General features: G+C 73.7%; 23 protein-coding genes and 1 riboswitch. Of the genes, 18 read left to right on the top strand and 5 right to left on the bottom strand.

What is annotated here, in order from left to right; translation table 11 throughout:
• On the top strand, positions 1-688 hold a 688-nt coding region (locus ACRX5S_RS01095; protein ID WP_436770746.1), incomplete at its 5' end, for a methionyl-tRNA formyltransferase.
• A complete protein-coding gene (locus ACRX5S_RS01100; protein ID WP_436770747.1) occupies positions 685-2,139 on the top strand; it encodes an RsmB/NOP family class I SAM-dependent RNA methyltransferase in 1,455 nt (484 codons plus the stop codon). The genes ACRX5S_RS01095 and ACRX5S_RS01100, both read left to right, overlap by 4 nt.
• On the opposite strand, the gene ACRX5S_RS01105 is transcribed toward ACRX5S_RS01100, so the two are convergent.
• Positions 2,136-3,068, bottom strand: coding sequence for a TIGR03620 family F420-dependent LLM class oxidoreductase (locus ACRX5S_RS01105; RefSeq protein ID WP_436770748.1), 933 nt, complete (start codon positions 3,066-3,068; stop codon positions 2,136-2,138). The two genes, ACRX5S_RS01100 and ACRX5S_RS01105, sit on opposite strands and share 4 nt — an antisense overlap.
• Before the next feature lie 126 nt (positions 3,069-3,194).
• Between ACRX5S_RS01105 and ACRX5S_RS01110 the strand changes: the two genes are divergently transcribed.
• Together ACRX5S_RS01110 and ACRX5S_RS01115 are read left to right on the top strand one after the other, a co-directional pair.
• Positions 3,195-3,782: a TetR/AcrR family transcriptional regulator gene (locus tag ACRX5S_RS01110; RefSeq protein WP_436770749.1), complete on the top strand. Its 588-nt coding sequence runs from the start codon at positions 3,195-3,197 to the stop codon at positions 3,780-3,782.
• A gap of 147 nt (positions 3,783-3,929) precedes the next feature.
• Positions 3,930-4,394, top strand: coding sequence for a spore germination protein GerW family protein (locus ACRX5S_RS01115; RefSeq protein ID WP_436770750.1), 465 nt, complete (start codon positions 3,930-3,932; stop codon positions 4,392-4,394).
• Positions 4,395-5,125: 731 nt separating this feature from the next.
• Here the strand turns inward: ACRX5S_RS01115 and rpe are convergent.
• Positions 5,126-5,815 (bottom strand): ribulose-phosphate 3-epimerase, encoded by a 690-nt coding sequence (gene rpe, locus ACRX5S_RS01120; protein WP_436770751.1) that lies wholly within the window; start codon positions 5,813-5,815, stop codon positions 5,126-5,128.
• Between the two features lie 227 nt (positions 5,816-6,042).
• A riboswitch (FMN riboswitch) is annotated at positions 6,043-6,186 on the top strand.
• Positions 6,187-6,417: 231 nt separating this feature from the next.
• Here rpe and ribD point away from each other — a divergent pair.
• The 8 genes from ribD (at position 6,418) to ACRX5S_RS01160 (ending at position 13,415) form a co-directional block, all read left to right on the top strand.
• Positions 6,418-7,647 (top strand): bifunctional diaminohydroxyphosphoribosylaminopyrimidine deaminase/5-amino-6-(5-phosphoribosylamino)uracil reductase RibD, encoded by a 1,230-nt coding sequence (gene ribD / locus ACRX5S_RS01125; protein WP_436771129.1) that lies wholly within the window; start codon positions 6,418-6,420, stop codon positions 7,645-7,647.
• 1 nt (position 7,648) lies between these two features.
• Entirely contained in the window at positions 7,649-8,356 is a 708-nt protein-coding gene (locus ACRX5S_RS01130) for a riboflavin synthase (protein WP_436770752.1), read from the top strand.
• A complete protein-coding gene (locus tag ACRX5S_RS01135; protein WP_436770753.1) occupies positions 8,353-9,072 on the top strand; it encodes a nicotinamide mononucleotide transporter family protein in 720 nt (239 codons plus the stop codon). The genes ACRX5S_RS01130 and ACRX5S_RS01135 overlap by 4 nt, the downstream gene beginning before the upstream one ends.
• 29 nt (positions 9,073-9,101) lie before the next feature.
• The gene (locus tag ACRX5S_RS01140) at positions 9,102-10,409 is read left to right on the top strand and encodes a bifunctional 3,4-dihydroxy-2-butanone-4-phosphate synthase/GTP cyclohydrolase II (RefSeq protein ID WP_436771130.1); all 1,308 of its coding nucleotides are present in this window, start codon (positions 9,102-9,104) and stop codon (positions 10,407-10,409) included.
• Positions 10,410-10,742: 333 nt separating this feature from the next.
• Positions 10,743-11,228: a 6,7-dimethyl-8-ribityllumazine synthase gene (gene ribH, locus ACRX5S_RS01145; protein ID WP_436770754.1), complete on the top strand. Its 486-nt coding sequence runs from the start codon at positions 10,743-10,745 to the stop codon at positions 11,226-11,228.
• A gap of 75 nt (positions 11,229-11,303) precedes the next feature.
• Positions 11,304-11,567, top strand: coding sequence for a phosphoribosyl-ATP diphosphatase (locus tag ACRX5S_RS01150; protein ID WP_436770755.1), 264 nt, complete (start codon positions 11,304-11,306; stop codon positions 11,565-11,567).
• Positions 11,568-11,714: 147 nt separating this feature from the next.
• Positions 11,715-12,563, top strand: a complete 849-nt coding sequence (gene hisG, locus ACRX5S_RS01155) for an ATP phosphoribosyltransferase (protein WP_436770756.1) — start codon at positions 11,715-11,717, stop codon at positions 12,561-12,563.
• 312 nt (positions 12,564-12,875) lie between these two features.
• Entirely contained in the window at positions 12,876-13,415 is a 540-nt protein-coding gene (locus ACRX5S_RS01160) for a PH domain-containing protein (RefSeq protein WP_436770757.1), read from the top strand.
• 144 nt (positions 13,416-13,559) lie between these two features.
• On the opposite strand, the gene ACRX5S_RS01165 is transcribed toward ACRX5S_RS01160, so the two are convergent.
• The 3 genes from ACRX5S_RS01165 to ACRX5S_RS01175 form a co-directional block, all read right to left on the bottom strand.
• Positions 13,560-14,396, bottom strand: a complete 837-nt coding sequence (locus ACRX5S_RS01165; RefSeq protein ID WP_436770758.1) for an alpha/beta fold hydrolase — start codon at positions 14,394-14,396, stop codon at positions 13,560-13,562.
• A gap of 76 nt (positions 14,397-14,472) precedes the next feature.
• Entirely contained in the window at positions 14,473-15,699 is a 1,227-nt protein-coding gene (locus ACRX5S_RS01170) for a winged helix DNA-binding domain-containing protein (protein ID WP_436770759.1), read from the bottom strand.
• 119 nt (positions 15,700-15,818) lie between these two features.
• A complete protein-coding gene (locus ACRX5S_RS01175; protein WP_436770760.1) occupies positions 15,819-17,828 on the bottom strand; it encodes an AAA family ATPase in 2,010 nt (669 codons plus the stop codon).
• Positions 17,829-18,355: 527 nt separating this feature from the next.
• On the opposite strand from ACRX5S_RS01175, the gene ACRX5S_RS01180 reads away from it, so the two are divergent.
• The 6 genes from ACRX5S_RS01180 (at position 18,356) to ACRX5S_RS01205 (ending at position 26,108) form a co-directional block, all read left to right on the top strand.
• The gene (locus ACRX5S_RS01180) at positions 18,356-20,098 is read left to right on the top strand and encodes a helix-turn-helix domain-containing protein (protein ID WP_436770761.1); all 1,743 of its coding nucleotides are present in this window, start codon (positions 18,356-18,358) and stop codon (positions 20,096-20,098) included.
• 166 nt (positions 20,099-20,264) lie between these two features.
• Complete coding sequence (locus tag ACRX5S_RS01185; RefSeq protein ID WP_436770762.1) at positions 20,265-21,398, top strand: CaiB/BaiF CoA transferase family protein; 1,134 nt, start codon at positions 20,265-20,267, stop codon at positions 21,396-21,398.
• Between the two features lie 128 nt (positions 21,399-21,526).
• On the top strand, positions 21,527-22,093 hold the full coding sequence (locus ACRX5S_RS01190; RefSeq protein WP_436770763.1) for a TetR/AcrR family transcriptional regulator: 567 nt from the start codon (positions 21,527-21,529) through the stop codon (positions 22,091-22,093).
• 240 nt (positions 22,094-22,333) lie between these two features.
• Positions 22,334-23,647, top strand: a complete 1,314-nt coding sequence (locus ACRX5S_RS01195) for an MFS transporter (protein ID WP_436770764.1) — start codon at positions 22,334-22,336, stop codon at positions 23,645-23,647.
• A 180-nt stretch (positions 23,648-23,827) separates the two neighbouring features.
• The gene (locus ACRX5S_RS01200; protein ID WP_436770765.1) at positions 23,828-24,841 is read left to right on the top strand and encodes a DUF3050 domain-containing protein; all 1,014 of its coding nucleotides are present in this window, start codon (positions 23,828-23,830) and stop codon (positions 24,839-24,841) included.
• Positions 24,842-24,986: 145 nt separating this feature from the next.
• Positions 24,987-26,108, top strand: a complete 1,122-nt coding sequence (locus ACRX5S_RS01205; RefSeq protein WP_436770766.1) for a M24 family metallopeptidase — start codon at positions 24,987-24,989, stop codon at positions 26,106-26,108.
• Positions 26,109-26,250: the final 142 nt, after the last annotated feature.

Genomic DNA, 26,250 nt, shown 5'->3' on the forward strand with positions numbered 1-26,250 from the left:
GCCGGTGCAGCACGCGGTGATGGCGGGCGACGACATGACCGGCGCGTGCACCTTCCAGATCGAGGAAGGGCTCGACTCCGGGCCGGTGTTCGGGTGCGTGACCGACGAGGTGCGGCCCTCCGACACGAGCGGGGACCTGCTGGAGCGCCTGGCCCGGTCCGGCGCGCGCCTGCTCGCCGCGACCATGGACGGGATCGAGGACGGGCAGCTCGTGGCCGTGCCGCAGCCGCCCGACGGCATCTCGCTCGCGCCCAAGGTGACCGTGGCCGACGCCCACGTCGACTGGACCACCCCCGCGCTGCGCGTGGACCGCGTCGTGCGCGGCTGCACGCCCGCCCCCGGCGCCTGGACGACCTTCCGCGGCGAGCGAGTGAAGCTCGCACCGGTGCGGCTGCGCGCGGGCGACTCGGCACTGGCGCCGGGCGAGATCGCCGTCGAGCGCAAAGTGGTGCGGGTCGGTACCGGCAGCCACGCGGTGGAGCTGAGCGAGGTGCAGCCGCAAGGCAAGCGCATGATGGCGGCGGTGGACTGGGCGCGGGGTGTGCGTCCCGAGCCGGGGGAGCGCTTCGGCGCGGAGGTCGCGTCCGGGACCGCATCCGGAATCGAAGCCGCGTCCGGAGCCGAGTCAGAGGCCGAGTCAGGGGCCGCGAATTCCGAGTCCGGGTCCGCGAGCGGAGGGGCCGCGTGACCCGACCCGTCACCCCCGGCAGGTCGCCGCGCAGCCCGGGCGGCTCCGGCGGCAAGGCGGCCCGCACCTACCGACGTCCCAAGCCGGACGCCGCGCGCCGTGCCGCGTTCGACGTGCTGCGCGCGGTGGACGAGCGCGACGCATACGCCAACCTGGTCCTCCCCGGTCTGCTGCGCGACCGCCGCATGACCGGCCGCGACGCCGCGCTGGCCACCGAGCTGGTGCACGGCACGCTGCGCCGCCAGGGGACGTACGACGCGATCCTCGACCGCTGTGTGGACCGCCCGATCGGCGAGGTCGACCCGCCGGTGCTGGACGTGCTCTGCCTGGGCGCGCACCAGTTGCTGTCCACCCGGATCCCGACGCACGCCGCCGTCTCCGCGACCGTCGAGCTGGCCCGCGGGGTGCTGGGCGACGGGCGCGCGAAGTTCGTGAACGCCGTGCTGCGCAAGGTCGCCGCCCGCGACCTCGACGCGTGGCTGGCCGAGGTCGCGCCGCCGTACGACGAGGATCCGGAAGGCCATCTGTCGGTCGTGCACTCGCACCCGCGCTGGGTCGTCGGCGCGTTGTGGGACGCCCTCGGCGGCGACCGCGACGGCATCGAGGCCCTCCTCGCCGCCGACAACGAGCCGCCGGCCGTGACCCTGGTGGCGCGGCCGGGCCGCGCCGCGCTGGACGAGCTGTACGCGGCCGGAGCCGTGCCCGGGCGCTGGTCGCCGCTGGCCGCGGTGCTCCCCGAGGGCGACCCGGGAGCCATCGCCGCGGTCCGCGACGGCCGCGCGGGCGTCCAGGACGAGGGCAGCCAACTCGTCGCCCAGGCCCTCGCCGAGGCCGAGGTTTCCGCGGTCGACGGCGGCGAGCGGCGCTGGCTCGACCTGTGCGCGGGGCCCGGCGGCAAGGCCGGGCTGCTCGCCGCCATCGCCACGCAGCGGGACGTCTCGCTGCTCGCGGTCGAACGGCGGCACCACCGCGCGCGCCTGGTCCGTAATGCGATCGGCTGGAACACGAACCACCAGGTGGTGACCGCGGACGGCACCCAACCGGCCTGGCAGCCGGGTGCGTTCGACCGGGTCATCGCGGACGTCCCGTGCAGCGGCCTCGGCGCGCTGCGCCGCCGCCCGGAGTCGCGGTGGCGCCGCCGTCCCGAGGACATTGCCGAACTGGGCCCGCTGCAACGCCAGTTGCTGACGACGGCGTTGGGCGCGGTGCGTCCCGGCGGCGTGGTGGCGTACGTGACGTGCTCGCCGCACCAGGCGGAGACCCGCGCGGTCGTCGACGACGTGCTCGGCACGCAGGCCGGAGAGGGCTTCGAACTCGTGGACGCCCGCGCACTGTTCCCCGGCGTCACCGGCCTCGGCGACGGTCCGGACGTCCAGCTCTGGCCGCACGTCCACGGCACCGACGCGATGTACTTCGCCCTCCTGCGGCGCGCGGCTCAGGGCACGGTCTAGCGGACAGGCGCCCGCTCGCCGACCAGGGCGGGTGCGAGTTCGCGCCACTCGTGGCGGGGGAGCGTGCTCGGGTCGGCGGTGAGCACCTGCACGCACACGTGGTCGGCGCCCGCGGCGAAGTGCTCGCGCACCCGGCGGCGTATCGCGTCGAGGCCGCCGTACACGACGATCGCGTCCACGAGGCGCCGGCTGGGACCTCCGGTGATGTCCGCGTCGCCGAAGCCCAGCCGGCGGACGTTCGCCTCCTGGTGAGCGGCGTTGTCGACGTATCCGGCCACGTGTGCGGTGGCCAGTTCGCGGGCACGGGCGAGGTCCGTGTCGAGGATGACGGCCTGTTCCACGCCGAGGAAGGCGTGCGGTCCCATGAGGGCGCGGGCGCGGGCCGTGTGCTCGACCGGCACGAAGTACGGGTGCGCGCCCCACGTGCGCTCGGCCGCGAGTTCGAGCATCTTCGGCCCGAGGGCGGCCAGGACGCGGCGTGGTGCCGGGCGGGGGGCGGGGCCGTGTGCGGGGACGGCGTCCATCGCGTCCAGGTAGCCGCGCATCGTGGCGACGGCGCGGCCGCGCGCGGGCATCGGGTACCCGTCGAGCTCGTGGACGGTGTCGTCCACGCGGTGGCCGCCGAGCCCGAGGACGTAGCGGCCGGTGAACGCCTCGCCGAGCGTGCGCGTTGCCGTGGCCGTGGCGATCGGGTCGCGGAAGGCGATGTTCGCGATGCCCGAGGCCACGGTGATCCGCCGCGTCGCGTTGAGCAGCAGGGACGCCTGGCCGAAGGTGTCGCGGCCGAACGCCTCGCCGAACCAGACGGCGGTGTAGCCGGACTCCTCGATCTCTGCGGCGGCTTCGCGGACCAAGGGGGCGGGCTGCGGATCGAACGCGAACGTCCAGATCCCCACGCCGCCAAGGGTTGTACGGGTTTCGTCGTGCACCGGGTGCTCCCCTGCGAAGTTAACCGGAGAGGGTCTCCGGTTGATCTCCGATAAGATACGGAGAACCTCTCCGTTTGGCTAGCGGGCGGTCGGCGCACGGGTCGGCCGAAGGATGGAGCGACCACGATGAAGGCGGCCAGGACCGGAGCCCCCGGGGCACGCCGCGCCGACGCGCGCATGAACCGCGAGCGCATCGTGGCGGCCGCGCGCGAGGTGTTCGCGGAGGACGGCCCGGAAGCGTCCCTCAACGAGATCGCGCGCCGGGCCGGGGTCGGACCGGGAACGCTCTACCGGCACTTCCCGAACCGCCGCGCACTGGCCGCCGCGGTCGTCGTCGAGCGGGTCGAGGTTCTCGTCGCGCATGCCGAACGCCTGCTGGACGCGGACTCCGCCGACGCCGCGCTCGCCGAATGGCTGGCCGCGTTCCTCGCGCACGCCCGACTGCACCAGGGCACCGGAATCGCCGCCATGGTCGAGGACGCGGACGACCCGGGAGCGGACCACCTGGGAGTCGACTGCCACCGCCTCATCGCCGACGCCGCCGCCGCGCTGCTCACCCGAGCGCAGCGCGAGGGCACCGCACGCCCGGACGTCGCCTCCGCCGACCTGGTGCAACTCGTCGTCGGCATCGCCCTCGCCGCGGAGTTGGCCGCCGATCCCCGGCAGCCCGAGCGGTTGCTGGCCCTCGTGCTCGACGCCGTCCTCGCACGCTGACGGCTGCCGGTGGGCATCGCCGCGACCAACGCCTCCGCCGTCCCGCGCCCGGTGGGTGTGTCATGGACCCGGTCGTCGGCGTCGCGGGCGCAAGGCCCGGCGGGCCGGGTTTTTGCCGGGGCGACGTTGACGTACCAGCATGGGGGAATGGCATCTTCCCGAGACTCCATACCGTTGCCCGGCAAGCTTGACGCCGAACTCGCCGCGCCCGCCTACCGCGAGGCGGTGCGGGCGGCCGGCTCCGGGGTCGGTGGCACTCTCCTCGAACGCCTGGCCGGGGCGCTCGGCAAGGCGACCGCCGCCTCCACCGCGTTCGGTGAGCCGGTCACCAACGGCGGTGTCACCGTCATCCCGGTCGCGACCGCCCGGTTCGGTTTCGGCGGCGCGGGCGGGTCCGGGTGGCAGGAGTCGGCGAACGGCGAGGGCGGCGGAGGTGGTGGCGGCGCGACGGTCACGCCGACCGGCTACATCACCATCGCGGACGGCCGCGCGACGTTCACACGGATCCGCGACCCGTGGACGGACGTCGTCGCCCCGGCCGCCGCCGGAGTGCTGCTGTCCGTCGGCGCGGCGGCCGCGCGGCACATACTCCGGCGCCGCCGCGGCGCGTGACGGCTGTGCCCGATCGAGCTGTGTGACCGTGGCGTGTGAGCGCGGGCTGTGACCGCGGGCCGTGACCGCGGGCCGTGACCGCGGACCGTGACCGCGGACCGTGACCGCGGACTGCGATCGGGCCCGCGGCCGAGGCGGATGACCGAGGCGTGCCGCGTCGCGCCCGCACACGGGCACGTCAGGTCCTCCGTTTCGGTGAATCCGCCCGTTTCGGTGAAGCCACTGTGCGGGCGCCGGGACACGCGCGAACGCCGCGGGATCACCGCATGAATCAGGGCATACCGACGCAGCCCGCCGCACTCGAAACGGCGGCCTGCCCCGGAGATCGCCGATGCCCGACGCGTCACCCCCGCCAGGCCGTCGGGCCCCCGCCGCACAAGCCGGTGCCGCGCGTGCGGGGTCCGTACCTGTCTGTTCTGTGCCGCACGCGTCGGGCCGCGCTCGCCGGGGAGTGGCGGCGCGTCATCGCCGTCCCGTTCGCGCGACTGCGGCGGCGCGGTCCGCACGATCGTCGCCGACGAATCAACCGCGCCGAACCGCCCGGCGCTGATCAGCCCAAAATCGGTGAACCGCCCAAGGCCGCTGAACCGCTCAAGATCGCGGGGGCCGTCAAGACCGCAGTGCGGGTCAAGACCGCAGTGCGGGTCAACGTGGCGGGGCCGGTCGCAGGGGGCTGAGTCACCACCGCAACCGGACCCGCGCCACGGTTCACAAAGCCCGAGCTCTCACGCTCAGTGCGCGCACGCCCAAGGCGCCGCCGAAAGCGACTGCCCCGCCAGCGCGCGCAGCCGGTCCACCGCCGCGCCCGGGTCCCGGCCGTCGTAGACCGCGGATCCGGCCACGAACACGTCCGCGCCCGCCTCGGCGCAGCGCTCGATCGTCTCCGCGGAGACGCCGCCGTCGACCTGGAGCCACATGTCCAGGCCGTGCTTGCCGATCAGTTCACGGGTGCGGCGGATCTTCGGCAGCATGATGTCGAGGAACTTCTGTCCGCCGAAGCCCGGTTCGACGGTCATGACGAGGATCATGTCGAGCTCGGGCAGCAGGTCCTCGTACGGCTCGATCGGCGTGGCCGGCTTGAGCGCCATCGACGCGCGGGCGCCCGCCGCGCGGATGCTGCGGGCCAGCCGCACCGGGGCCGCGGCCGCCTCGACGTGGAAGGTGACGCTGCCCGCGCCCGCCTCGGCGTACGCGGGGGCCCAGCGATCCGGGTCCTCGATCATCAGGTGGGCGTCGACCGGAGTGTCGGACGCCTTGAGGATCGATTCGACCACGGGCAACCCGAGGGTCAGGTTGGGCACGAAGTGGTTGTCCATGACGTCGACATGCAGCCAGTCGGCGTTCGCGACCTTCGCGGTCTCGTCCGCGAGGCGCGCGAAGTCGGCGCTGAGGATGCTCGGGTTGATTTGCGGCTTGGCCATGAGGACAGAGTGCCATCCCCGGTGCCCCCGCCGGGAATCCGGGGCGGCTTGCCCGGATCCGCGCACCGGTGCGTCCCGCGGTGGCCGGAACCCGTTCCCACCAGCCAACTGACGGTTCGTCAGGTAGCCGCATGCTCGCGGTGTGTACGCGTGATGGAACACACAGAAGTGGCAAGGTCAAGGACGTCGCGCTCCGTGGCACACTTCGAGGTGTACGAATGTCACGTACGCGCGCTCCGGGGTCGGTGAAAATCCGAACCGGCGGTAAAAGTCCGCGAACCGGCTGACGCCCTCCGACCCGGAGGCGCCGGCCGGCCGAACCGGTGGAATTCCGGTGCCGACGGTGAAAGTCCGGATGGGAGGCAGCGCGCGGCGGGTGGCTTGTTCGGCGTGCCGGCATACCCTGCCATGCGCCCGGGCCGCTCCGTCCTGCCTTCCTGCGGCATGCCCGCAAACCCCCCCCGCCCCGGCCCACGCGTCCGCGACGACGTCCCTGTCATGACGACCACGTCATGACGCGCCGATGCGGAGGAGGCCGGGTGTCCGGCGAGGTGGCCCCCCAGGGGTTCGATACGGACCAGGGGTTCGATGCGGAGCGGCACATGCGCCGCGCCATCGCCCTGGCCGCGCGCGGCCTCGGTACCACCAGCCCCAACCCCGTCGTCGGCTGCGTCGTCCTCGACGCGCACGGCGAGGTCGTCGGCGAGGGCTTCCACGAGTTCGCGGGCGGCCCGCACGCCGAGGTCGGCGCGCTGCGCGAAGCGGGCGACCGGGCACGCGGCGGCACCGCGTTCGTCACCCTCGAACCGTGCGCGCACACCGGTCGCACCGGGCCGTGCGCGCAGGCGCTGATCGACGCCGGGATCGCCCGCGTCGTGTACGCCGTCTCCGACCCGAACCCGCAGGCCGCCGGGGGCGCCCAAGTACTGCGCGCGGCAGGCGTCGAGGTCACCGGGGGCTTCCTGGCGGCGGACGCCGCCCGCGGCAACGAGGCGTGGCTGACCGCCACCCGCCTCGGCCGCCCGTTCACCACCTGGAAGTACGCCGCCACCCTCGACGGCCGCGTCGCCGCCGCCGACGGCACCAGCCGCTGGATCACCTCCGCCGCCTCGCGCGCCGACGTCCACGCCCTGCGCGGCGCCGTCGACGCGGTCGTGGTCGGCTCCGGCACGCTGCTCGCCGACGACCCGCACCTCGCGGTACGCGGCACCGCGGCCCGCCCGCGCGAGCGGCAGCCGCTCCGCGTCGTCCTCGACAGCTCCGCGCGTATTTCCGCCGACGCCCGGGTGCTCGACGACGCCGCGCCGACGCTGCTCGCCGTCGCCGACGACCTGCCCGCCGACACCGCCGCCGGGCTGGCCGAACGGGTCGCTGGGCGGGCCGAGATCGTCGCGCTGCCGCGTACCGCACAGGGCCTGGACCTCGACGCGCTCGGCAAGGAGCTGTACGCGCGCGGCGTGCGCTCGGTGCTGCTGGAGGGCGGTCCGACGCTGGCCGGGGCGTACGCCGCGGCCGGGCTCGTCGACAAGGTCGTCGGCTACCTCGCACCCGTCCTGCTCGGCGCCGGGCCCGCCGCTCTCGGTCCGGCCGGAATCAGCACCATCACCGACGCGTTGCGCCTGACCGTCGAGGAGGTGGCGGACGACCGGTTCGGCGGCGATCTGCGGATCACCGCGCGCCCCGCGTCCCGCGACCGCCTCGCCGACGGGCAGGGCGGCGACGGCACCCACGGTACGAACGGCACCACCGATGGCACGCACCGCCCTGCGCAGCCGGACCAGTCCCGACCCGCGCCGCCCCAGGCAGCGGACCACCCCGTGAAGGAGTCCTGACGTGTTCACCGGAATCGTGGAGGAACTCGGCGAGATCGTCTCGGTCGAGCATCTCGGTGACTCGGCCCGCCTGACCGTGCGCGGACCCGTCGTCACGGTGGGTGCCCGGCACGGGGACTCCATCGCGGTCAACGGCGTCTGCCTCACGGTGGTGGACGAGAAGATCGACCCGGCCGAGGCCAGCTTCACCGCCGACGTGATGGCCGAGACGCTGCTGCGCTCCAGCCTCGGCGCCCTCGCGCCCGGCTCGCGCGTCAACCTGGAGCGCCCGATGGCGCTCGGCGGCCGGCTGGGTGGGCACCTGGTGCAGGGCCACGTGGACGGCATGGGCGCGATCGTGTCTCGCACGCCCGGCGAGCACTGGGAGGTCGTCAAGATCTCGCTGCCCGCCGACCTCGCACGCTACGTCGTGGACAAGGGCTCGATCACGGTAGACGGCATCAGCCTCACGGTCGTGGAGGCCGGGCCGGACTGGTTCACGGTGAGCCTGATCCCGACCACGCTCGCGCTCACCACGCTGGGCGTGAAGCAGGCCGGCGACCCGGTCAACCTGGAGGTCGACGTGATCGCCAAGTACGTCGAGCGCCTCCAGGCGTACGGCGACAACGGCCGCAGCAACGGACACAGCAACGGCAACAGCAACGGACACGACCACGGCAGCGGGCACAGCAACGGCGCCGCGCAGGAACGGGCGGGCGACCGGTCATGAGCACCTGGGACGCCGCGATGCAGTGGATGCGCGAGCCCGCGTTCACCGTGTTCGGCCAGGGCGTCGTACGCGGTGACCTGCTCGGCAACGTCTTCGCGCTGGCCACCGTGGGCCTCGCGATGCGCCGCACCATCTGGGCGTGGCCGGTGCAGATCGCCGGCTCGGTGCTGCTGATGGCCGTGTACTGGTCGTACCACCTCGGCGGCAGCTTCTCGCGGCAGATCCTCATCATCGCGATGGCGTCCTACGGCTGGGCGCGCTGGCGGCGCGGCAAGCGCGAGACCGGCGACATCGCCGTGCGCTTCGCCACCCACCGCGAACGCGCGGCCCTGCTGGCCGCGATGGTGCTGGGCACCGCGGCGTTCGCGCTCGTGCTCGCCGAGTGGGGCGTGGTGTGGGACCACCGCTGGTGGATGATCGCCGCCGACGCGTACATCTTCGTCGGCACCGCGGTCGCCACCGTCGCGCAGGCGCGCGGGCTGGTGGAGTTCTGGGCGGCGTGGATCGCCGTCGACCTGGTCGGCGTCCCGCTGACCTTCTACAACGGCCTGGTCTTCTCCGGGTTCGTGTACGGGATCTTCCTGGTCATGGTCCTGGTCGGACTGCGCGACTGGTGGCAGCGCTCCACCGCCGCGCGGGCGGCCGCCGGACCTGTGCACGGAGGGCAGGAATCAACCGCCGCGGGGGCGCGGCAACTGGAAGGGGCACGGGCGTGAGCACGATCAACCAAGAGGACGCGGCGAGCCTGCTCCCGACCGGGGAACCGGCCCGGGGCGCGGACGCGAGCCCGGACGCGGACCTGGACCTGACGCTGGACTCCATCGAGGACGCCATCAAGGCCATCGCCGACGGCCAGGCCATCGTGGTCGTCGACGACGAGGACCGGGAGAACGAGGGCGACCTGATCTTCGCCGCCTCGCTCGCCACCCCCGAGCTGATGGGCTTCATGATCCGCTACAGCTCCGGCGTGGTCTGCGTGCCGATGACCGGCCCGGACCTGGACCGCCTCAAGCTGCCGCCCATGACGCAGGTCAACGAGGACAAGAAGGGCACCGCCTACACGGTCTCGGTGGACGCCAAGGACGGCATACACACCGGGATCTCGGCGGCCGACCGCACCCGCACGGTGCAGCTCCTCGCCGGGGCCGACACCACCGCCGACCAGCTCACCCGCCCCGGACACATCTTCCCGCTGCGCGCGGTCGAGGGCGGCGTGCTGGTGCGCCCCGGCCACACCGAGGCGGCGGTCGACCTCGCGCGCCTGGCCGGGCTGCCGCCCGCGGGGGCGATCTGCGAGGTCGTCAACGACGACGGCTCGATGATGCGGCTGCCGCAGTTGGTGCCGTTCGCACGCGAGCACGGCCTGAAGATCGTCTCGATCGCGGACCTCATCGCGTACCGCCGCCGCACCGAGCAGACCGTCGAGCGCGCCGCCGAGACCCGGCTGCCCACCGCGTTCGGCGACTTCCGGGCCATCGGCTACCGCAGCACCCTCGACGGCGTCGAGCACATCGCACTGGTCGCGGGCGACATCGGCGGCGGCGAGGACGTGCTGGTCCGGGTGCACTCCGAGTGCCTGACCGGCGACGTGTTCGGCTCGCTGCGCTGCGACTGCGGCCCGCAGCTCGCCGCCGCGCTCCAGACGGTCGCGGACGAGGGCCGGGGTGTCGTGCTCTACATGCGCGGACACGAGGGACGCGGCATCGGTCTGCTGCACAAGCTCCAGGCGTACCAGCTCCAGGACGACGGCCACGACACGGTCGACGCCAACCTCGAACTCGGCCTGCCCGCGGACGCCCGCGACTACGGCACCGGCGCGCAGATCCTGTCCGACCTGGGCGTGCGCTCGATGCGGCTGCTCACCAACAACCCGGCCAAGCGCGCGGGCCTGGAAGGGTACGGGCTGGAGATCATCGAGCGCGTCCCGCTGCCCGTGCACGCCACCGCGGACAACCTGCGCTACCTGCTGACCAAGCGCGACCGGATGGGCCACGATCTGCCGTGGCTCGAACCGCTGGAGCCCGCGGACGTCACGCCGCACGGCGTGAGCTGACGCGCCCGGCGGGACCGACCGCCTACGGAAGGCGGCCGTGCGGCCGCCTTCCGGAACCGTGCGCTCCGGGTCGGTGGCGTGTCGGCCGGTGCCCAGGGCGGTCCGACCCCGCACCGACGCCCGCCGATCCGCACCGACGCCCGCCGATCCGCACCGACGCCCGCCGATCCGCACCGACAGGCGCCGATGCGCACGGACGCGGGCCGATCCGACCGGATCCGATCCGACCGGACCCACCGGATCCGACCCGCGGACGCGTCCCGCAACCGGCCCGTCTCCCTGCAAGACTCGTCCTCCATCCATCCCCACCAGAACCGGGACATCAAAGCGATCATGAGTGGTAACGGAGCCCCCGAGATCACCGTCGACGGCGGTCAGGACCTGCGCGTCGGCGTCGTAGCCGCGCAGTGGCACACCCCGGTCATGGACGGCCTGCTCGCCGGTGCGCTCACCGCGCTCGACGAGATGGGCGTCCCCGGTCCGACCGTGGTCCGCGTTCCCGGCGCCTTCGAACTCCCGGTCGTCGCCAAGGCGTTGGCCGAGTCCGGCCATGACGCCGTGGTCGCGCTGGGCGTCGTGATCCGCGGCGGCACGCCGCACTTCGAGTACGTCTGCTCCGCCGCCACCGACGGGCTCACCCGGGTGGCGCTGGACTCCGGCGTGCCGGTCGGGTTCGGGCTGCTGACCTGCGACACCGAGCAGCAGGCCCTGGACCGGGCCGGCGTCGAGGGGGCCAAGGAGGACAAGGGCCGGGAGGCCGCCACCGCGGCCGTCGCGACCGCCCTGGCGTTGCGTACAGTGGCCACGCCGCGGCGCTGATGCGTACCGCGTGCCGCGTCGTACCGCCCCGCCCCGCACACCCGCACCGATCACAGTGAGAAGCCGAACCACTCGATGAAGACGTTTGAGCAGCTCTTCACGGAGCTCCAGGAGAAAGCCGCCGCAGGGCAGGCCGGATCGCGCACCGCCGAGCTCGTCCAGCAGGGCGTGCACAGCATCGGCAAGAAGGTGGTCGAGGAGGCCGCCGAGGTGTGGATGGCCGCCGAGCACGAAGGCGCCGACCGCTGCGCGGAGGAGATCTCGCAGCTTCTCTACCACCTCCAGGTGATGATGGTCGCCCGCGGCATCACGCTTGAGGACGTATACGCTCACCTCTGACATCTGAGCGACGTCCGCGTCGCCCGACGCCGCGCACGGGTTCCGCGCGCGGCGGGGTCAGCCAAGTCGTCAGGGTCCTCGGCAACCGGTCCGCGCCTGTCCGTGCGCACCGGGCCGGGGATCCGCCCATGGAAGAAGGTTCCCGTCATGCTGCGCATCGCCGTCCCGAACAAGGGTTCGCTCTCGGAGCCTGCGTCGGCGATGCTCCATGAGGCCGGATACCGCCAGCGCAGCCACAGCAAGGAACTGGTGCTGGTCGACCCGGACAACAACGTCGAGTTCTTCTTCCTCCGCCCTCGCGACATCGCGGTGTACGTCGGCTCGGGACGCCTCGACGCCGGGATCACCGGCCGAGACCTGCTGCTCGACTCCGGCGCGGAGGCCGAGGAGGTACTCGAACTCGGGCTCGGCGCCGCGACGTTCCGGTGGGCCGCGCCGGTCGGCACGTACAGCTCGGTGAAGGACCTCCAGGGCGCGCGGATCGCGTCGTCGTACGTCGGACTCGTCGAACGCCACCTCGCCGAGCAGGGCATCGAGGCCGAGGCCGTGGTGAAGCTGGACGGCGCCGTCGAGACCGCGATCCAGCTCGGCGTCGCCGACGTGATCGCCGACGTCGTGGAGACCGGCACCACGCTGCGGCAGGCCGGGCTGGAGATCTTCGGCGACCCGATCCTGGAGTCCGAGGCGGTGTTGATCCGGCGCACCGGGGCCGAGACGTCGGCGGCGGTGGACCAACTCGTACGCCGCCTCCAGGGCGTCCTGGTGGCCCGCCGCTACGTGATGATGGACTACGACATCCGCGTCGAACGCGTCGAGCAGGCCGTGGCCCTGACCCCAGGGCTGGAGTCGCCGACCGTGTCCCCGCTGCACAACGAGGGCTGGGTGGCGGTCCGCGCCATGGTCCCGCGCCGCGACGCGCAGCGGATCATGGACGACCTGTGGGAGATCGGCGCCCGCGCGATCCTCGTCACCGGCATCCACGCCTGCCGCCTCTGATCCGGGTGCGGCGGCGCAGGCCCGCCGGTCGGCCCCTCCGCGCCACGTCGTAGGCTGCGTGGGTCGTGTCCTCACATTCCCGCCGGGCCCGCGACGCCGGGCCTTGACGGCCCTGCCAAGTGGCAGGCTCCGGGGCTGGACGGCCCTCCCAACCCGCCGCGTCACGACCCTCGCACGGCCGACCCCCAGGCCGAGCCGCGGGCCGCGCCGTGCTCGGGAGGGCCGCCAGACCCGGCGCGCACGCACCACGGGCCGCGGGCTGTCCGACGGTAATGTGAAGACACTCCCTAGGGGCCGCGGATTCCCCGGCCCATGGACGACCATCGCGAGGGTGACCCGCACACCATGGAGCAGACCGCTGTGACCGGCAACGACCCCGCCCCCGGTGCCCCCGCCGCCGGGGCGCCCGGCCTGCCGCGCACCTGGTACCCGTCCCGCAGCCGCATGATGACGCGTGTCGTCGGCGTCGTGATCCTGGTCGGCCTCACCGTGCTGGCCGTCGCGCTCCCGGAGAACGGCGGCTGGAACTTCGGCTCGCGCGCGGGCGTCGTGCTGACCGGCGTATTCGGGCTCTGCTTCATGCTCATGCTGGGCCGCCCGAAGGTCGTCGCGACCGCCGAGGGCGTCACCGTGGTCAACCTGCTGCGGGTGCACCACCTCGACTGGCCGCAGATCGTGCGCGTCCAGCTCCGACAGGGCGACCCGTGGGTCTTCCTCGACCTCTCGGACGGCGAGACGCTCGCCGCGATGGGCATCCAGACCTCGAACGGCCGCGAGCGCGCCATCAAGGCGGCCACCGAACTCCGCGACCTGGTCGACCGCTTCGGCGGCATCGAACCCGGGCGCCACTGACGGGCGACCTCCGTACGAGTGAATTTCCGCCCGGGGCTTCCGGGTTGGAACGGCCCCGGTGGTGGCGTGGCGCTCGTGGGGCGGCGGTCCGAGCCCGCCACGTACACGTCTCCGGACCCACCGCCCGCGCACCTGGACGCCTCGTCAGGTCTGCGGCTCGGCGTCGAGGAAGTCCAGGACGGCGGCCGTGGTTTCGGCCGGGAACTGGGCGTGGGGGTAGTGCCCGGCGCCGTCGATGACGTGCAGGTGCCCGCGGGTGGGAGGCATGGCGGCGACGATGGCCTCGCCCTCGCGGCGCGGGTCCGGCCAGTCGGGGTCGAGGGTGCCCTCGACCACCAGCGCCGGGCAGGTCACCGCGCCCAGCTGTGCGCCCGCGTCGGTGGGGGCGGACATGCCCATCTTGGCAATTACGGCCATGCGGCCGGGACGGCGCAGGTCGGCGTCGAGGGCAGCCACGTGCTCCGCATACCCGGCGGGCTTGGTACCCGGGTAGGCGTGGTCGAGGTAGCGCTTCCACACCTTCGGGCTGCGGAACAGCGCGGTGCCGAGGAGGAGCAGCGTGCCCTTGCGGTAGCGGGCGTTGGTGCGGAACGCCTTGGCGTCGAGTTTCTGCGCGCGCGTGAACGGGGCGATCTCGACGATGCGGCTCACGAGGGTGGGTTCCAGGGCGGCGGCGATGGTGGCCGAGCCGCCCGCGAAGGAGTGGCCGACGACGACGGCCGGGCCCCCGAGGTGCCGGATCAGGGCCAGCAGGTCCCCGGCGGTGTCGGTGCGGGTGTACGAGGGCCAGCCGGTGCCCGAGTCGCCGTGCCCGCGCAGGTCGACGGACACGGCCCGGTAGCCGGACTCGGCGAGGAGCGCGGCCATTTCGCGGAACACGCGGCGGTTGTCGCCCATGCCGTGCGCCAGGACGACGAGCGGGCCGTCCCCGACGGAGTCGTAGCCCAGGCGGCCGTCGGGGGTGTCCAGGAAATCGGTCATGGGAGTCCTCGTGGTGTGGGCGGGCGAGCCGCCCCGAGACTACGGGCGCGGTGGGTGCGGCGTCGGGATCGGCGCGCTACGGGCCCACGAGTTCGCGTTCCAGGGGCGTGCGGAAGCGCGGCGTGACGCGTACGTCCCCGATCCACGCGGCCGTGCGCTCCGCCTCGGCCGCGATCGCCGCCTCGGCCTCCGCGCCCGCGTCCTCCAGGAGCTTCCACACCACCGATCCGTCGGCGCGCTGGGCCCAGCCGCCGATGACGCGGCCCTGCCGCCAGACCGTCGGGCCGACGTTGCCGGAGCGGTCGAACAGCGCGGGGCGGAAGGCCGGGTCGAGGTACCAGTCGCGCTGCTGCCAACCCATGGTGGTGGGGTCTAGCGCGGGGAGGAGCGCAACGCGCGGGGTCGTCGGGGGACCGGCGACGGGGTCGACGTCGTCGGGGAGTACGTAACCGGTGCTGCCGTCGTCGAGGGACACCGGGACGGCGGCGAGGGAGGTGAGAGCGGCGCGGACGCCGGTGAGCGTCCAGCCCGTCCACCACTTGATGTCGGCCTCGGTGCCCGGTCCGAACGCGGCGAGCCAGGCGCGCACGAGGTCGGCGCGGGCCTCGGCGACCGGCAGGTCCGGGTGCGGTTCGGCGGCGGCCCAGCGGTACTGGCTGGACGTCCAGGTGCCGCGGGGGCGTCCGCGGACGATCACGCCGTCCATCGACAGCTTGCGCAGCAACCGCGAGCTCGCGGTCTGCTCGGTCTCCCACTTGGTGCCGACCCCGTAGACGACGGCGGCCCGCAGGCGCGGTTCGAGCTCGGCCAGTTCTGCCCCGGTGGCGTCGGTCAGGGTGGTGAGGTGCGCGACGACGGAGGCCTCGACCTCGTCGAGCCACGCCGCGGTGACCTTCTGGCCGCTGCCTTTGCCGGTGCTGGTGCCCGCGTCCGCGCCGAAGCCGAGCTTTAGCATCTCCTTGCGCTCCTTCGCGGCGACGGCGGCCGTGGTCGAGGAGTGCACGACGGGTGCGAGCGCGGCGGGCAGGACGAAGACGGTGCGGCGCATGCCGAACATGCGGACGAGGCTGCGTTCGTCGTACAGCGCCTTCTCGATGTCGGCGGGCGACGCGGTCGACCGCGCGGCCACCGACAGGAACACCGTGGCGGGGTCGGTCGAGTGCAGCGCGACCAGCGACTCCGCGACCGTGGTGGGATCCACCGCGCGCGGTGCGGTGGTGAGGAGGTGGCGTTCCGAGAGCCGGGCGCGGCGCTCGGCGGTGTCGATGTGCCGCACGGGGGAGGGGGTGGGGACGGATGTCATGGACGGCAGCCTTGCACGCCGGGCTCGGTCGGCGCCGCGGTGTTCGCGGGCGCCGGTGGTTGCTCAATGCGGTGGCCGGGAAGGTACGCCGGTTTCCGGGAGGATTTCCGGTCGCGGCACTACGAACGGCCGCCCGCGGTCTCGCCGTACGCCTGGAGCAGGTCGGGCAGCCGCAGCGTGGTCAGCTCCTCGCGGTCCGGCTCGCCGGGGAGCACGACGAGGCGGAGGTCGCGGTACGCGCAGGCCTTCTCGTACAGCGTGCGCACGAACCGGGCGTTGCCCAGATCGTCGATCCATCCCTCCTCGCACACGTGCTCGGTGATGCTGCGCAGCTCGGCCGCGCAGTCCTCGTCCCACACGTCGCCGCACGAGGCCGCGAGGTGGTCCGCGATCCGCGTGAGGTCGGCCGCGCCGTAGCTCGGGAACTCGACGCGGGCGGTGAAGCGCGAGGTGAGTCCGGGGTTGGAGGCGAGCAGGCGGTCCATGCCCTCGGGGTAGCCGGCCAGCACGATCACCAGCCGGTCGCGGTCGTCCTCGGCGCGTTTGAGCAGCACCTGCACGGCCTCGTCGCCGTACGCGTCGCCCTTCGCGTAGCCGTTTCCGGCCAGCGCGTACGCCTCGTCGACGAACAGCACGCCGCCGAGCGCCGAGTCGACCAGCTCACCGGTCTTGACGGCGGTCTGGCCCAGGTACTCGCCGACCAGGTCGGCCCGCTGGGCTTCGACGAGCCGGTCCGTCTCCAGCAGGCCGAGCGCGTGGAACACCCGGCCCAGTAGGCGCGCGACCGTGGTCTTGCCGGTGCCGGACGGGCCGGAGAACACGAAGTGCCGTTTCGGCGCGACCGAGGGCATGCCGCGCGCCTCGCGGAGCCGGGCCATGCGCATCTGCGCGGACAGCGCCCGGACTTGCTGCTTCACGGGCTCGAGGCCGACCATGCGCTCGAGTTCGTCGAGCGCGGCGGACAGGTCCTCGGCAGCCGCGGCGGCGGAGGTGGCCGGACGCCCGCGGCCGCCGGGCTTGTCGCCGGGGCCCTCGCCGCCGTCCGGCGGGACGACCGCGAACTCCTCGGTGTCCGCGTCGTCGGGGGAGTCGGGGGAGTCGGCGGAGTCCACGGAGTCCACCGGGCCCTGGTCCGCAGCGGCGTTGCCGCTGTCGTGCGGCGCCGGCAGGTGCCCGAAGACGCCCGGCGGACCGTTGCCGGCCGGCCCGTTGCCCGCCCCGTTGCCGAGTGGCGCGGACGAGTGCGGCACGGCCGGGGTGCCGCCGCTCGGCGTGGCGTCCGCGACGGCCGCGTCCACGAGCGCGGGGCCGTTCAGACGCGCGGTCGCGTCGAAGATGTACTGCGTGGGGGCGGCGTCGGCGTTCTCCGCGGCCAGTTCGGCCAGGCGTACGGCCGTGTCCATGAACGCGGGGTCGGCGTGGTGCACGGCCCGGTAGAGGGGGAGCGCGGCGGGCGCGCGGCCGGTCTCCTCGTACGCCCGCGCGAGCCAGTAGCGCAGTTCCTTGCGCTGCGGGTGCTCCGAACGGCAGCGCGCGAGGGCGGTGGCCAGGACGTGTTCGGCCTTGTCGTACAGCCCGAGCCGCACGCGGGCCATGCCGCCGAACAACCCGGCCTCGACGCCGAGCAGCGGATCATCCTCCAACCCGTTGGTCCGGCGCAGCAGTTGCTGCCAGTCCTTGCCCAGGTACGCACGGCACGCGAGCAGGAAGCGCGTCGCCGGGTCGGTGTCCGGGGGAGGGCAGTGCGCGAGCGCCTGGTCGAGTTCGGGCAGGTGGCGGCCGTCCAACCAGTGCGACGCGTGCGCGAGCGACAGGTCGCGCGGCGTCTCCAGCACAAGTTGCACCCACCAGCCCAGCCAGTACCAGGAGTTGAGGGGGCGTCCGAATTTGGCGCGCTGCTGCCCGAAGCGGTTGCGGTGCGTGTGCATGGCGACGACGGCGCCGGCGACGTCCACCTTGAGCGCGTGCAGCCCGAGCCACGCGTCGGCCATGCCCGGGTCGAGCTCGACGGCGGTGCGGAACTCCAGCTCGGCGTGGCTGTATTCGCCTGACATGTACGCGTCCATGCCGCGCAGCCACGCCTGTTCCGCCGTGCTGCCGCAGCGCGGCGCCCGTTCGCTGTGCGCCATGCCGGCTCCCCTCCCGACCCCGACCGACCGCGCCGGACGCCCGGGCGGGCGCCGGGGGGCCGGAACGGCTCGTGCCTGACCCGGACCTGGCACGTCCGGTCGTCCGTGGATCTCCCTGTGCTTGGTATCTCCCCTTGGGGTCTTGCCCCGCAGTGCGTGCGAACAGTCCCCCAACTGCGGTGTCTCCGCCGACCCGTGACCGTCCGTGGGATCCGTCGGACGGTCGGCCCCCGCGCGTTCCACCGGTGTCCGGAGTTGCGGTGGTTCGATGGTGTTCGTCGGGGTGGCGGGACGAGTGGCGGGACCGAGCGGTGGGCGCGTTCGTCACCCAAGGTGCCCGGGTCGACACGCAACCGCTATCGCATGGTACCCATGAGAGTGTCCGCGGATCGGCTTGTTGCGGGGGCGCGTGCCGCGGTTTGACCGCAATCGGGTGAGCGTGCGCGCCGGGCGTACCCCGGTGGCGCGCTGCCTGCGCGCCCCCGGGGGAGCTGACGCGGGCGTGTTCGCGCCGATACGGTCGGTACATGGGCATCGGTGGCGACTCGGGATCGGCCGGGCCCGGGGGGCAGCCCCCGGCCCGCTCCGGTGACGGCGAGAGTGCGGGGTCCCCAGCGCCCGCGCCGGGCGCCGCGGGCCGGGAGAGCGGGAGTACGGGCAGGCACATCAGGACGGGCGGCAAAGCGGTCGGGAAGTCGGTCGGCAAGACCGGCAACGCGGCGGGCGCGGCCGCCGGTTCGGGAACGGTGGCGGGGAAGGCGGGCACGGTGGCCAAGGTGGCCAAGTCGGGAACGGTCGGGGCATCGGGAGTGGTGAGCTCGACACAGGCCGCGGGCACGGGCACGCGCGAGACGGTGCGCCCGCTGCCGGTGAAGCGTCGCGTGCGCGGCGGCACGGTGGCGGCGGCCGAGGGACGCGCCGAACCGGCGGTCACCGTACCGGCTCCTGACGAGTACTCAGAATGCTTGCCCGGTACGAATGGTCCCGTGGGGGACCCGGGAGCGTTACGGTCCCCGGGGCGGGGCGTTGCTGTCGACCCGGCGCCGGAGCCCGGCATCGGCGCGGAACGGGCGGTCGGGCGTGCTGCGGGGCTCGGTGCCGAGGCCTGCGGCGACGGCGGCGATCCTTGCGTCGAGGCGGACGTCGAGGCGGACGTACACGAGGACGCCGACGCCGACTTCACGCCGGACGCCGCTGCGGACCACGGCCTGCCGCGCGGTGGACTCCCCGGTGCTCCCGGGCGGATCGCGGCGCAGCGCGTACCCGGAAACGGGCGGTCCGCCGCGAATTCCTCCGCATCTGCGGCTGCTTCACCGGCCACCTCGGTACCTGCCGACGCGGCCGCGGACGCGCTCGGCTTGGCGCGCGTATGGCTGCCCGCCGCAACCCAGGCCCTCGCGGTGGCCACGCGGCTCGCCGAGGCTGCCACCGAGGCGGGTGACTCGGCCGGCGAACTCAAGTACCAGGCAGACCTGTTGCGCGACCTGCTCACCGGACGCCTGGACGACCCGGACCGCCTGCCGCCGGACGGGTTGGCCGGATTGCTCGACCGCCGTGTCACCGTCCTGGTCGCCGAGCCCGACCCGCTGCCGGACGACAACGCCGCCACGCTGCGCCGCCACCAGGACGCGCTGGCCGCGGCGTGGACGGCCGCCGTACGCGCGGCGGACCCCGACGCCGTGGTGTCGGGCTACCCGGGTGAGATCGTCGCGCTGATCACCGTGCCTCCGGGCGCCGTCGCCCGCGGCGGTGCCGCCGATGCCGGACGCGAAGCCGCCGCGCGGGTGCGGGCCGCGTGCGCACGGATCCGGCGCACGTTCACCACGGGGATCAGCCGCCCTGTGCGCGGCATCGAGGCACTGCCGGCCGCGTACGAGCAGGCCCGCCGCGCGGTCGCCGCCGGACGCCGCCTGCAAGGGCCGGGCGCCGTCACCGACTTCGACCGCCTCGGCGTGTTCCGCCTGCTCTCGCTGCTGCCGGTCGACGGCGAACTGGAGCGCTTCGCCGCGGAAATCCTCGGCCCACTCGCCGAACCGCAGGACGCCGAAACGGGCGAACTGCGCCGGACCCTCCAGGTGTTGCTGGAGACCAACCTCAACGTCGCCGAAACGTCGCGCAGGCTGTACGTGCACTACAACACGCTGCGCTATCGCATCGGCAAACTGGAACGCCTCGTCGGCCCGTTCACCCAGGACTCGCGCCTACGCCTGGACCTGCTGATCGCCCTGGAGATCGTCCACCTGACCGACACCGCCCCGCCGCCGGCCTGACCATGTACGCACCGGGGAGCGGGCCACCGCGACGCGGCAAAGGGAGGCGACGGGGCCCCGACCCGCTCGGCGGGTGGGCCCGTCGACGCGGGTGTGCTTGACTGTGTCAGGCATGATCGCGTCGGGTGGCCGCCTCGGGTCGGCCCCGTTCGGGAGGGACTCCGCAATGGCTGCGCTGTCGGGGATCAAGGTCGTCGAACTCGCGGGCATCGGCCCGGGCCCCTTCGCGGGCATGATGCTCGCGGACGCCGGTGCGGAGATCATCCGCGTCGACCGGATCGGCACCGGGGCCATGCCGCACCTTGTGGTCGGCCGCGGCCGGCTCGGCGGTATCGAGGTCGATCTCAAGCACCCCGAGGGCACCGAGACCGTGCTGCGCCTGATCGAGGCGGCAGACGTCCTCATCGAGGGCTTCCGGCCCGGCGTGACCGAACGCCTCGGCCTCGGTCCCGACGCGTGCCTCGCCCGCAACCCCCGCCTCGTGTACGCCCGGATGACCGGCTGGGGCCAGGACGGCCCGCTCGCGCCGCGCGCCGGGCACGACATCAACTACATCTCCGTCTCCGGCGTCCTGCACGCCTTCGCCCGCTCGGGCGAGCGTCCCGTGCCCCCGCTCAACCTCGTCGGCGACTACGGCGGCGGCGCGATGTTCTGCGCGTTCGGCATCCTCGCCGGGATCATCGAGGCGCAGCGGTCCGGGCGCGGCCAGGTGGTCGACGCCGCGATGACCGACGGCTCCGCGGTGCTGGGGGCGTTCATCCACGGCATGCGCGGGATCGGCGGCTGGGCCGACGAGCCCGGCTCCAACCTGCTCGACACCGGCGCGCCGTTCTACGACGTCTACGTCACCGCCGACGACAAGTTCCTCGCGGTCGGCTGCATCGAACCGCAGTTCTACGCCCAGTTCCTGACCGGCCTCGGCCTCGACGGCGAGGACCTCCCCGGCCAGATGGACCGTTCCGCCTGGCCCGCGCTGAAGGCCCGGTTCACCGACGTGCTGCGCGGCCGCACGCGGGACGAGTGGACGGCCGTCTTCCAGGACACCGACGCCTGCGTCACACCCGTCCTCAACTGGGACGAGGCCGCGGCGCACCCACACAACAAAGCGCGCGGGACCTATGTCGAGGCGGACGGCGGCGTCCAGCCCGAGGCCGCGCCCCGTTTCTCCCGCACGCCCTCGCAGGCGGCCGGCGCGCCCGGCACGCTCACCCCGGAGGTGCTCGCGGGCTGGGGCCTCGACCCGGCGCAGGTGGCGAAGCTGCGGGACGCCGGGGTCCTCGGCGGCCTCGCCGACGCCTGACCGTCCGGACCGTTCCAGAAGCGACGAGCCCTGCGCGAGGTCCCCGTGCGCCTGACACCGGGACCTCGCGCAGGCGTGCCCGGTAACTGCCTCGCGGACTGTACCGTCCGGACGGTACGGTCCCGGGCATGCAGCGGGACCTCCTCCTTGACGCCGCCGAGCAACTGCTCGCCGAGCAGGGCACCACGGCGCTCACCCTCGCCGCCGTCGCCACGCGCGCCGGGGTCGGCAAGGGCGGGCTGCTGTACCACTTCCCGACCAAGGAAGCGCTGGTCAAGGCACTCGTCCAACGGCTGATCGACGAGTTCGACGAGGCGGTGGCCGAGCGCGCCGACGGGTCCCCGGGCAGCTACACGCGGGCGTACGTCGACGCGACGTTCGACATCGTCACCGACCGGGACCAGCACCGGGCCCGCCGCCGGTGGGCGGTCGTCGCCGCGGCGGCCACCGCGTCCGCCCTTGCCGACCCGCTGCGCGAGGCCACGCGGCGCCGGCAACGCCGCGACGACGACGCCGACCCCGTGACCGCGCGCATCGTGCGCCTCGCGGTGGACGGGTTGTGGGAGGCGACGGACTACGACCCGCTGCTGTTCGACGCCGAGGAATGCGAGCAGCTGCGCCGCCGCCTCGTACGCCTGATCGAGGATCCCGGCGGCGTGACCGGGAAGGCCGCCGCGGTCGCCGCCATCGGCTGATGCGGCGCCGGACGGCGTCCGGCGGGTGCGTTGCCGCGCACCTCGCTGGGCCGTGGTCCATTCCCTGCACTCTCTCCTCTCCGAGCCTTCCGGGCTTTTCCGGCGCTTCCGAGCTCTTCCGAGCGGCAATCCCCGCGCGTCCACGCGCCAGAGCGACATCCCCGAAGGGGCCCTCCCAAGGCAGCCGAACCGGCGTCCGACGCCGCTCTGCCCGCGGACATATCCGGAATCGACCACGGAATGGCATCCCTGCCGACAGCGGATGCCGCCGTCGGCGGGCCCTGCGGCCCGGACCTCCCCGACGGCCCCGGCAACGCCCGGCTCCGCCGTGCTCGCCTCGGTATCGCCGGGACCTTCGCGCTCGCGGGCGGACTGTGTGCCGTCTGGACCGTCCGGGTGCCCGCGCTCAAGGACAAGCTCGCCGTTTCGGACGGCCAACTGGGCTTGATCGTCCTGGCGTTCGGCATCGGCGGGGTTGTGGCGATGGGGGTCATGGGCCGTTTGGTCGCCCGGTACGGCAGCCGCCGTCTGCTGCGGATCGCCGTACCGGTGTCCACGCTCGCGGTCGCGGCCATCGGTGTTTCCCCGAACCTGCCGACCGTCATCGCTGCGGGGTTCGCCTTCGGCGTGGTGTTCGGTGTCACGGACGTCGCCATGAACACCCAGGCGTCGCTGCTCGAACAGCGGTACGGCAGGTCCCTCATGGCCGGAACGCACGCGGGCTGGAGCCTGGGCGCGGTCACCGGCGGACTCCTCGGCGCGGTCGCCGCGAAGGCGGAACTCGGCTTCACCGCCTCGGTGGTGACGGCCGCCGCCGTAGGCGCCCCCGTGTCGCTGTGGCTGCGCGGCACCTACCTGCCGGACACGCCGTCGACCGCCGCCGAGGCACCGGACAAGCCTGCGGGCGAGCGCCCCGAAAGGCCGTCTGGAGAGAGTTCCCGCAAGGTACGCGTGGCACTTCCGTTCGCCGTCTACGTCGTCGGCGCGATCGCATTCTGCGGCTACACGATCGAGGGCGCCGTGGCCGACTGGAGCGGGCTGTACCTGCGCGACACCATCGGGTCCGCCGAGGCGGTCGCGGCCCTCGCGTACCCGCTGTTCGAGGCGGCGACGGCACTCGGCCGCCTTACCGGGGACCGCATCACGAACCGCTTCGGGGCCAGGGCCGTGTTGAGCGTGTCCGGACTCGCGGCCGGTGTCGGGCTGGCGCTCGCGGTCGCCGCGCGTGGCACGGCGGCCGGGCTGGCGGGCTTCTTCCTGGTCGGCCTCGGGGCGTGCCTCATCGTGCCGCTCTCCTTCTCGGTCGGCGGCGCGCTGGGCGGCGCCGATCCGGCCACGGCGGGCGCGGCGATCGCCCGGATCGGGGTCATGGCGTACACCGGCCTGTTGCTCGGGCCCGTGGTGATCGGGTTCATCGCCGACGCCTCGACGCTGCGCATCGGGCTCAGTACGACGCTCGCGCTGGCCGTCGCGGTCGCCCTCGGCGCACGGCTGCTGCCGGGCCGGCGCCACCTCGGCACGGGCCCGGCGGAGGCCGGGACGCCGCTGGGATGATCCCAGAACTCCGGTCGGAATCGGCGGTTATCCCCGATTCCGACCGCTCCGGGTGACGGCGCGCCTACCGTGTGGAGCCGCCGTGGGCCGGTGCTGCTCCGGGCCTTTCCGTTCCCGGTCCACGGCCCGGCTCCGGCATTTCCCACCGGAGCGTTCCGCAGACCCAGTGAGGGACCCGTCGTGGACGCCATACCGCGCACCGAAGCGCCAGATACAGCCACAGACAACCCGACGAACGGCTTCCCGCGCCCGCCCGTCGACGTCCACGTCGACGCAGGGGCCGATGCCGGGATCACGGTGGGGGCCGGAGACGGGGTCGCATCAGGCCGTGCGACGCGCCTGCTCGGCGAGACCGCCCCGGCTCGCCGCCGGGTGCTCGCGCACCCGGTGTACCGGATGCTCACCGACGCGGACGACGTCCGGGTCTTCATGGAGCACCACGTCTTCGCCGTATGGGACTTCATGTCCCTGCTCACCGTCTTGCGGCGGCACCTCACCTGCGTGACCGTGCCGTGGACGCCGCGCGGGCGCCCCGAGTTGCGGCGCCTCGTCAACGAGATCGTGCTGACCGAGGAGAGCGACCTGACCGGGGTCGGCCCGCGCAGCCACTTCGAGCTCTACATCGAGGCGATGGCGGCGGCGGGGGCCGACACCGGGCCGGTGCTGTGCTTCCTCGACCTGCTGGGGGACGGGGTGCCGGTGGCCGAGGCCGTGCAACTGTGCGGGGCGCCGCCGGCCGCGGCGGCGTTCGTACGGCAGACCTGGCTGATCGTCGAACACGCGCCCGTGCACGGCGTGGCGGCGGCGTTCGCACTCGGGCGCGAGGAGCTTGTGCCGCGCATGTTCGAACACGTCCTCGCGGCACCGGAGCAGGTCCGCGAGGGTGGCTCTCGCGAGGGTGACCACCGCGACGGTGGCTCTCGCGATGGTTGCTCCCGCGACGGCGGCCGCGGCGCCGACTTCACCCTTTTCGCCGAGTACCTGCGGCGGCACATCGAAGTCGACGGCGACGAGCACGGCCCGATGGCCCTGCGCCTGTTGGAGGAGCTGTGCGGGCTCCAGCCGCGCCGCTGGCGCGAGTGCGCCGGGACGGTGAGCGTCGCACTGCGTTCGCGCGCGGCGCTGTGGGACGCGGTCGCGGAGGCGGTACGGGAACGCCGTACCGCAGCGGCCTCGGTCGGCGCGCCGGTCTGAAGCGCCCACCGCCCGCACGTTCCGAGGGTCTTCCCTCCGGTCCTCGCGGCGTCCGTCGAATCCACCCCCGACCGGCGCGGATTCGCGGGCGCCGCGCGGCTGTCGCTCAGGGCGCGCGCGGCGACCTCGGGCTAACTTGGGCGTTGTGAGCCACAACACCGATCTGTATCCCACCGACCGCCTCGCCGCCGCCGCGAAGGCCGCCGCAGAGGCCGGACTTGACGCGCTCCTGATCTCCCCGGGCGCCGATCTGCGCTACCTCACCGGTTACGAGGCACTGCCGCTGGAGCGGCTGACCTGCCTCGTGGTCCCCGCCGCGGGCGACGCGTTCCTGGTCGTGCCGGGGCTGGAGAAGCCCGCCGCCGAGGCGTCCCCGGCCGCGCGACTCGGGATCGACATCGCCGGGTGGGCCGAGACCGAGGATCCGTACGCCCTCATCGCCCGCCGCCTGCCCGGTGGCCTCGGCAAGGTCGGCGTCGACAACCACATGTGGGCCGAGAAGCTGCTCAACTTCCGCCGCGCGATGCCCGGTGCCGAACAGTCCCTGGCCGGCGACGTGCTGCGCGAGATGCGCATGCGCAAGACCCCGGCCGAGGTGGCGGCGCTGCGCGAGGCGGGTGCCGCGATCGACCGCGTACACGCGCACGTGGGGGATTGGCTGCGCGCCGGGCGCACCGAGCGCGAGGTCGCACGCGACATCGCCGACGCGATCATCGCGGAAGGCCACGTACGCGTCGACTTCGTCATCGTCGGGTCGGGCCCGAACGGCGCGAGCCCGCACCACGAGGTGTCCGACCGCGTCATCCAGCCGGGCGACCCGGTCGTGGTGGACATCGGCGGCACCACGGAGGACGGCTACTGCTCCGACGAGACCCGCACGTATTGCGTGGGCGAGGCGCCCGCCGACTTCACCGCGTATTACGAGGTGCTGCGCAACGCCCAGCAGGCCCAGCGCGAGGCGGTGCGCCCCGGCATCACGGCCGAGCAACTGGACGCCGTAGGACGGGACATCATCGCGGACGCGGGCTACGGCGAGTACTTCGTGCACCGGACCGGCCACGGGATCGGCCTGGAGACGCACGAGGAGCCGTACATCGTCGCCGGATCGCCGCTGGTCCTCGAACCGGGCATGGCCTTCTCCATCGAGCCGGGCATCTACCTGCCCGGACGCCACGGGGCCCGGATCGAGGACATCGTCGTCTGCGGCGCGAGCGCGGGGGAGCCGGTCAACCACCGGCCGCACGAGCTGGCCGTCGTTGGCGGGTGACGCGGGCGCCTGACATGGCGCCTGACATGGCGCCTGACATGGCGCCTGAGGTGGTTTCTGACACGGTGCCTGACTTGGCGCCTGACAGGGGCCGCTGACGCGGTGCACCTCCGCGCAGTGCGGCCCGGGTGCGAACCCGGAC

It is taken from the genome of Yinghuangia sp. YIM S09857 (assembly GCF_051388915.1).
In the GTDB taxonomy this organism is placed as follows: Bacteria; Actinomycetota; Actinomycetes; order Streptomycetales; family Streptomycetaceae; genus Yinghuangia.

Excerpts from the sequence above, each read along its gene's own strand:
- ACRX5S_RS01190 (WP_436770763.1), top strand. The coding sequence starts at position 21,527 with ATGCAGCGGGACCTCCTCCTTGACGCCGCCGAGCAACTGCTCGCCGAG.
- ACRX5S_RS01160 (WP_436770757.1), top strand. The coding sequence starts at position 12,876 with ATGGACGACCATCGCGAGGGTGACCCGCACACCATGGAGCAGACCGCT.
- ACRX5S_RS01195 (WP_436770764.1), top strand. The coding sequence starts at position 22,334 with ATGGCATCCCTGCCGACAGCGGATGCCGCCGTCGGCGGGCCCTGCGGC.
- ACRX5S_RS01185 (WP_436770762.1), top strand. The coding sequence starts at position 20,265 with ATGGCTGCGCTGTCGGGGATCAAGGTCGTCGAACTCGCGGGCATCGGC.
- ribH (WP_436770754.1), top strand. The coding sequence starts at position 10,743 with ATGAGTGGTAACGGAGCCCCCGAGATCACCGTCGACGGCGGTCAGGAC.
- ACRX5S_RS01180 (WP_436770761.1), top strand. The coding sequence starts at position 18,356 with ATGGGCATCGGTGGCGACTCGGGATCGGCCGGGCCCGGGGGGCAGCCC.
- ribD (WP_436771129.1), top strand. The coding sequence starts at position 6,418 with ATGCGCCGCGCCATCGCCCTGGCCGCGCGCGGCCTCGGTACCACCAGC.
- ACRX5S_RS01110 (WP_436770749.1), top strand. The coding sequence starts at position 3,195 with ATGAAGGCGGCCAGGACCGGAGCCCCCGGGGCACGCCGCGCCGACGCG.
- ACRX5S_RS01175 (WP_436770760.1), bottom strand. The coding sequence starts at position 17,828 with ATGGCGCACAGCGAACGGGCGCCGCGCTGCGGCAGCACGGCGGAACAG.
- ACRX5S_RS01150 (WP_436770755.1), top strand. The coding sequence starts at position 11,304 with ATGAAGACGTTTGAGCAGCTCTTCACGGAGCTCCAGGAGAAAGCCGCC.
- ACRX5S_RS01115 (WP_436770750.1), top strand. The coding sequence starts at position 3,930 with ATGGCATCTTCCCGAGACTCCATACCGTTGCCCGGCAAGCTTGACGCC.
- ACRX5S_RS01165 (WP_436770758.1), bottom strand. The coding sequence starts at position 14,396 with ATGACCGATTTCCTGGACACCCCCGACGGCCGCCTGGGCTACGACTCC.
- hisG (WP_436770756.1), top strand. The coding sequence starts at position 11,715 with ATGCTGCGCATCGCCGTCCCGAACAAGGGTTCGCTCTCGGAGCCTGCG.
- ACRX5S_RS01170 (WP_436770759.1), bottom strand. The coding sequence starts at position 15,699 with ATGACATCCGTCCCCACCCCCTCCCCCGTGCGGCACATCGACACCGCC.
- ACRX5S_RS01135 (WP_436770753.1), top strand. The coding sequence starts at position 8,353 with ATGAGCACCTGGGACGCCGCGATGCAGTGGATGCGCGAGCCCGCGTTC.
- rpe (WP_436770751.1), bottom strand. The coding sequence starts at position 5,815 with ATGGCCAAGCCGCAAATCAACCCGAGCATCCTCAGCGCCGACTTCGCG.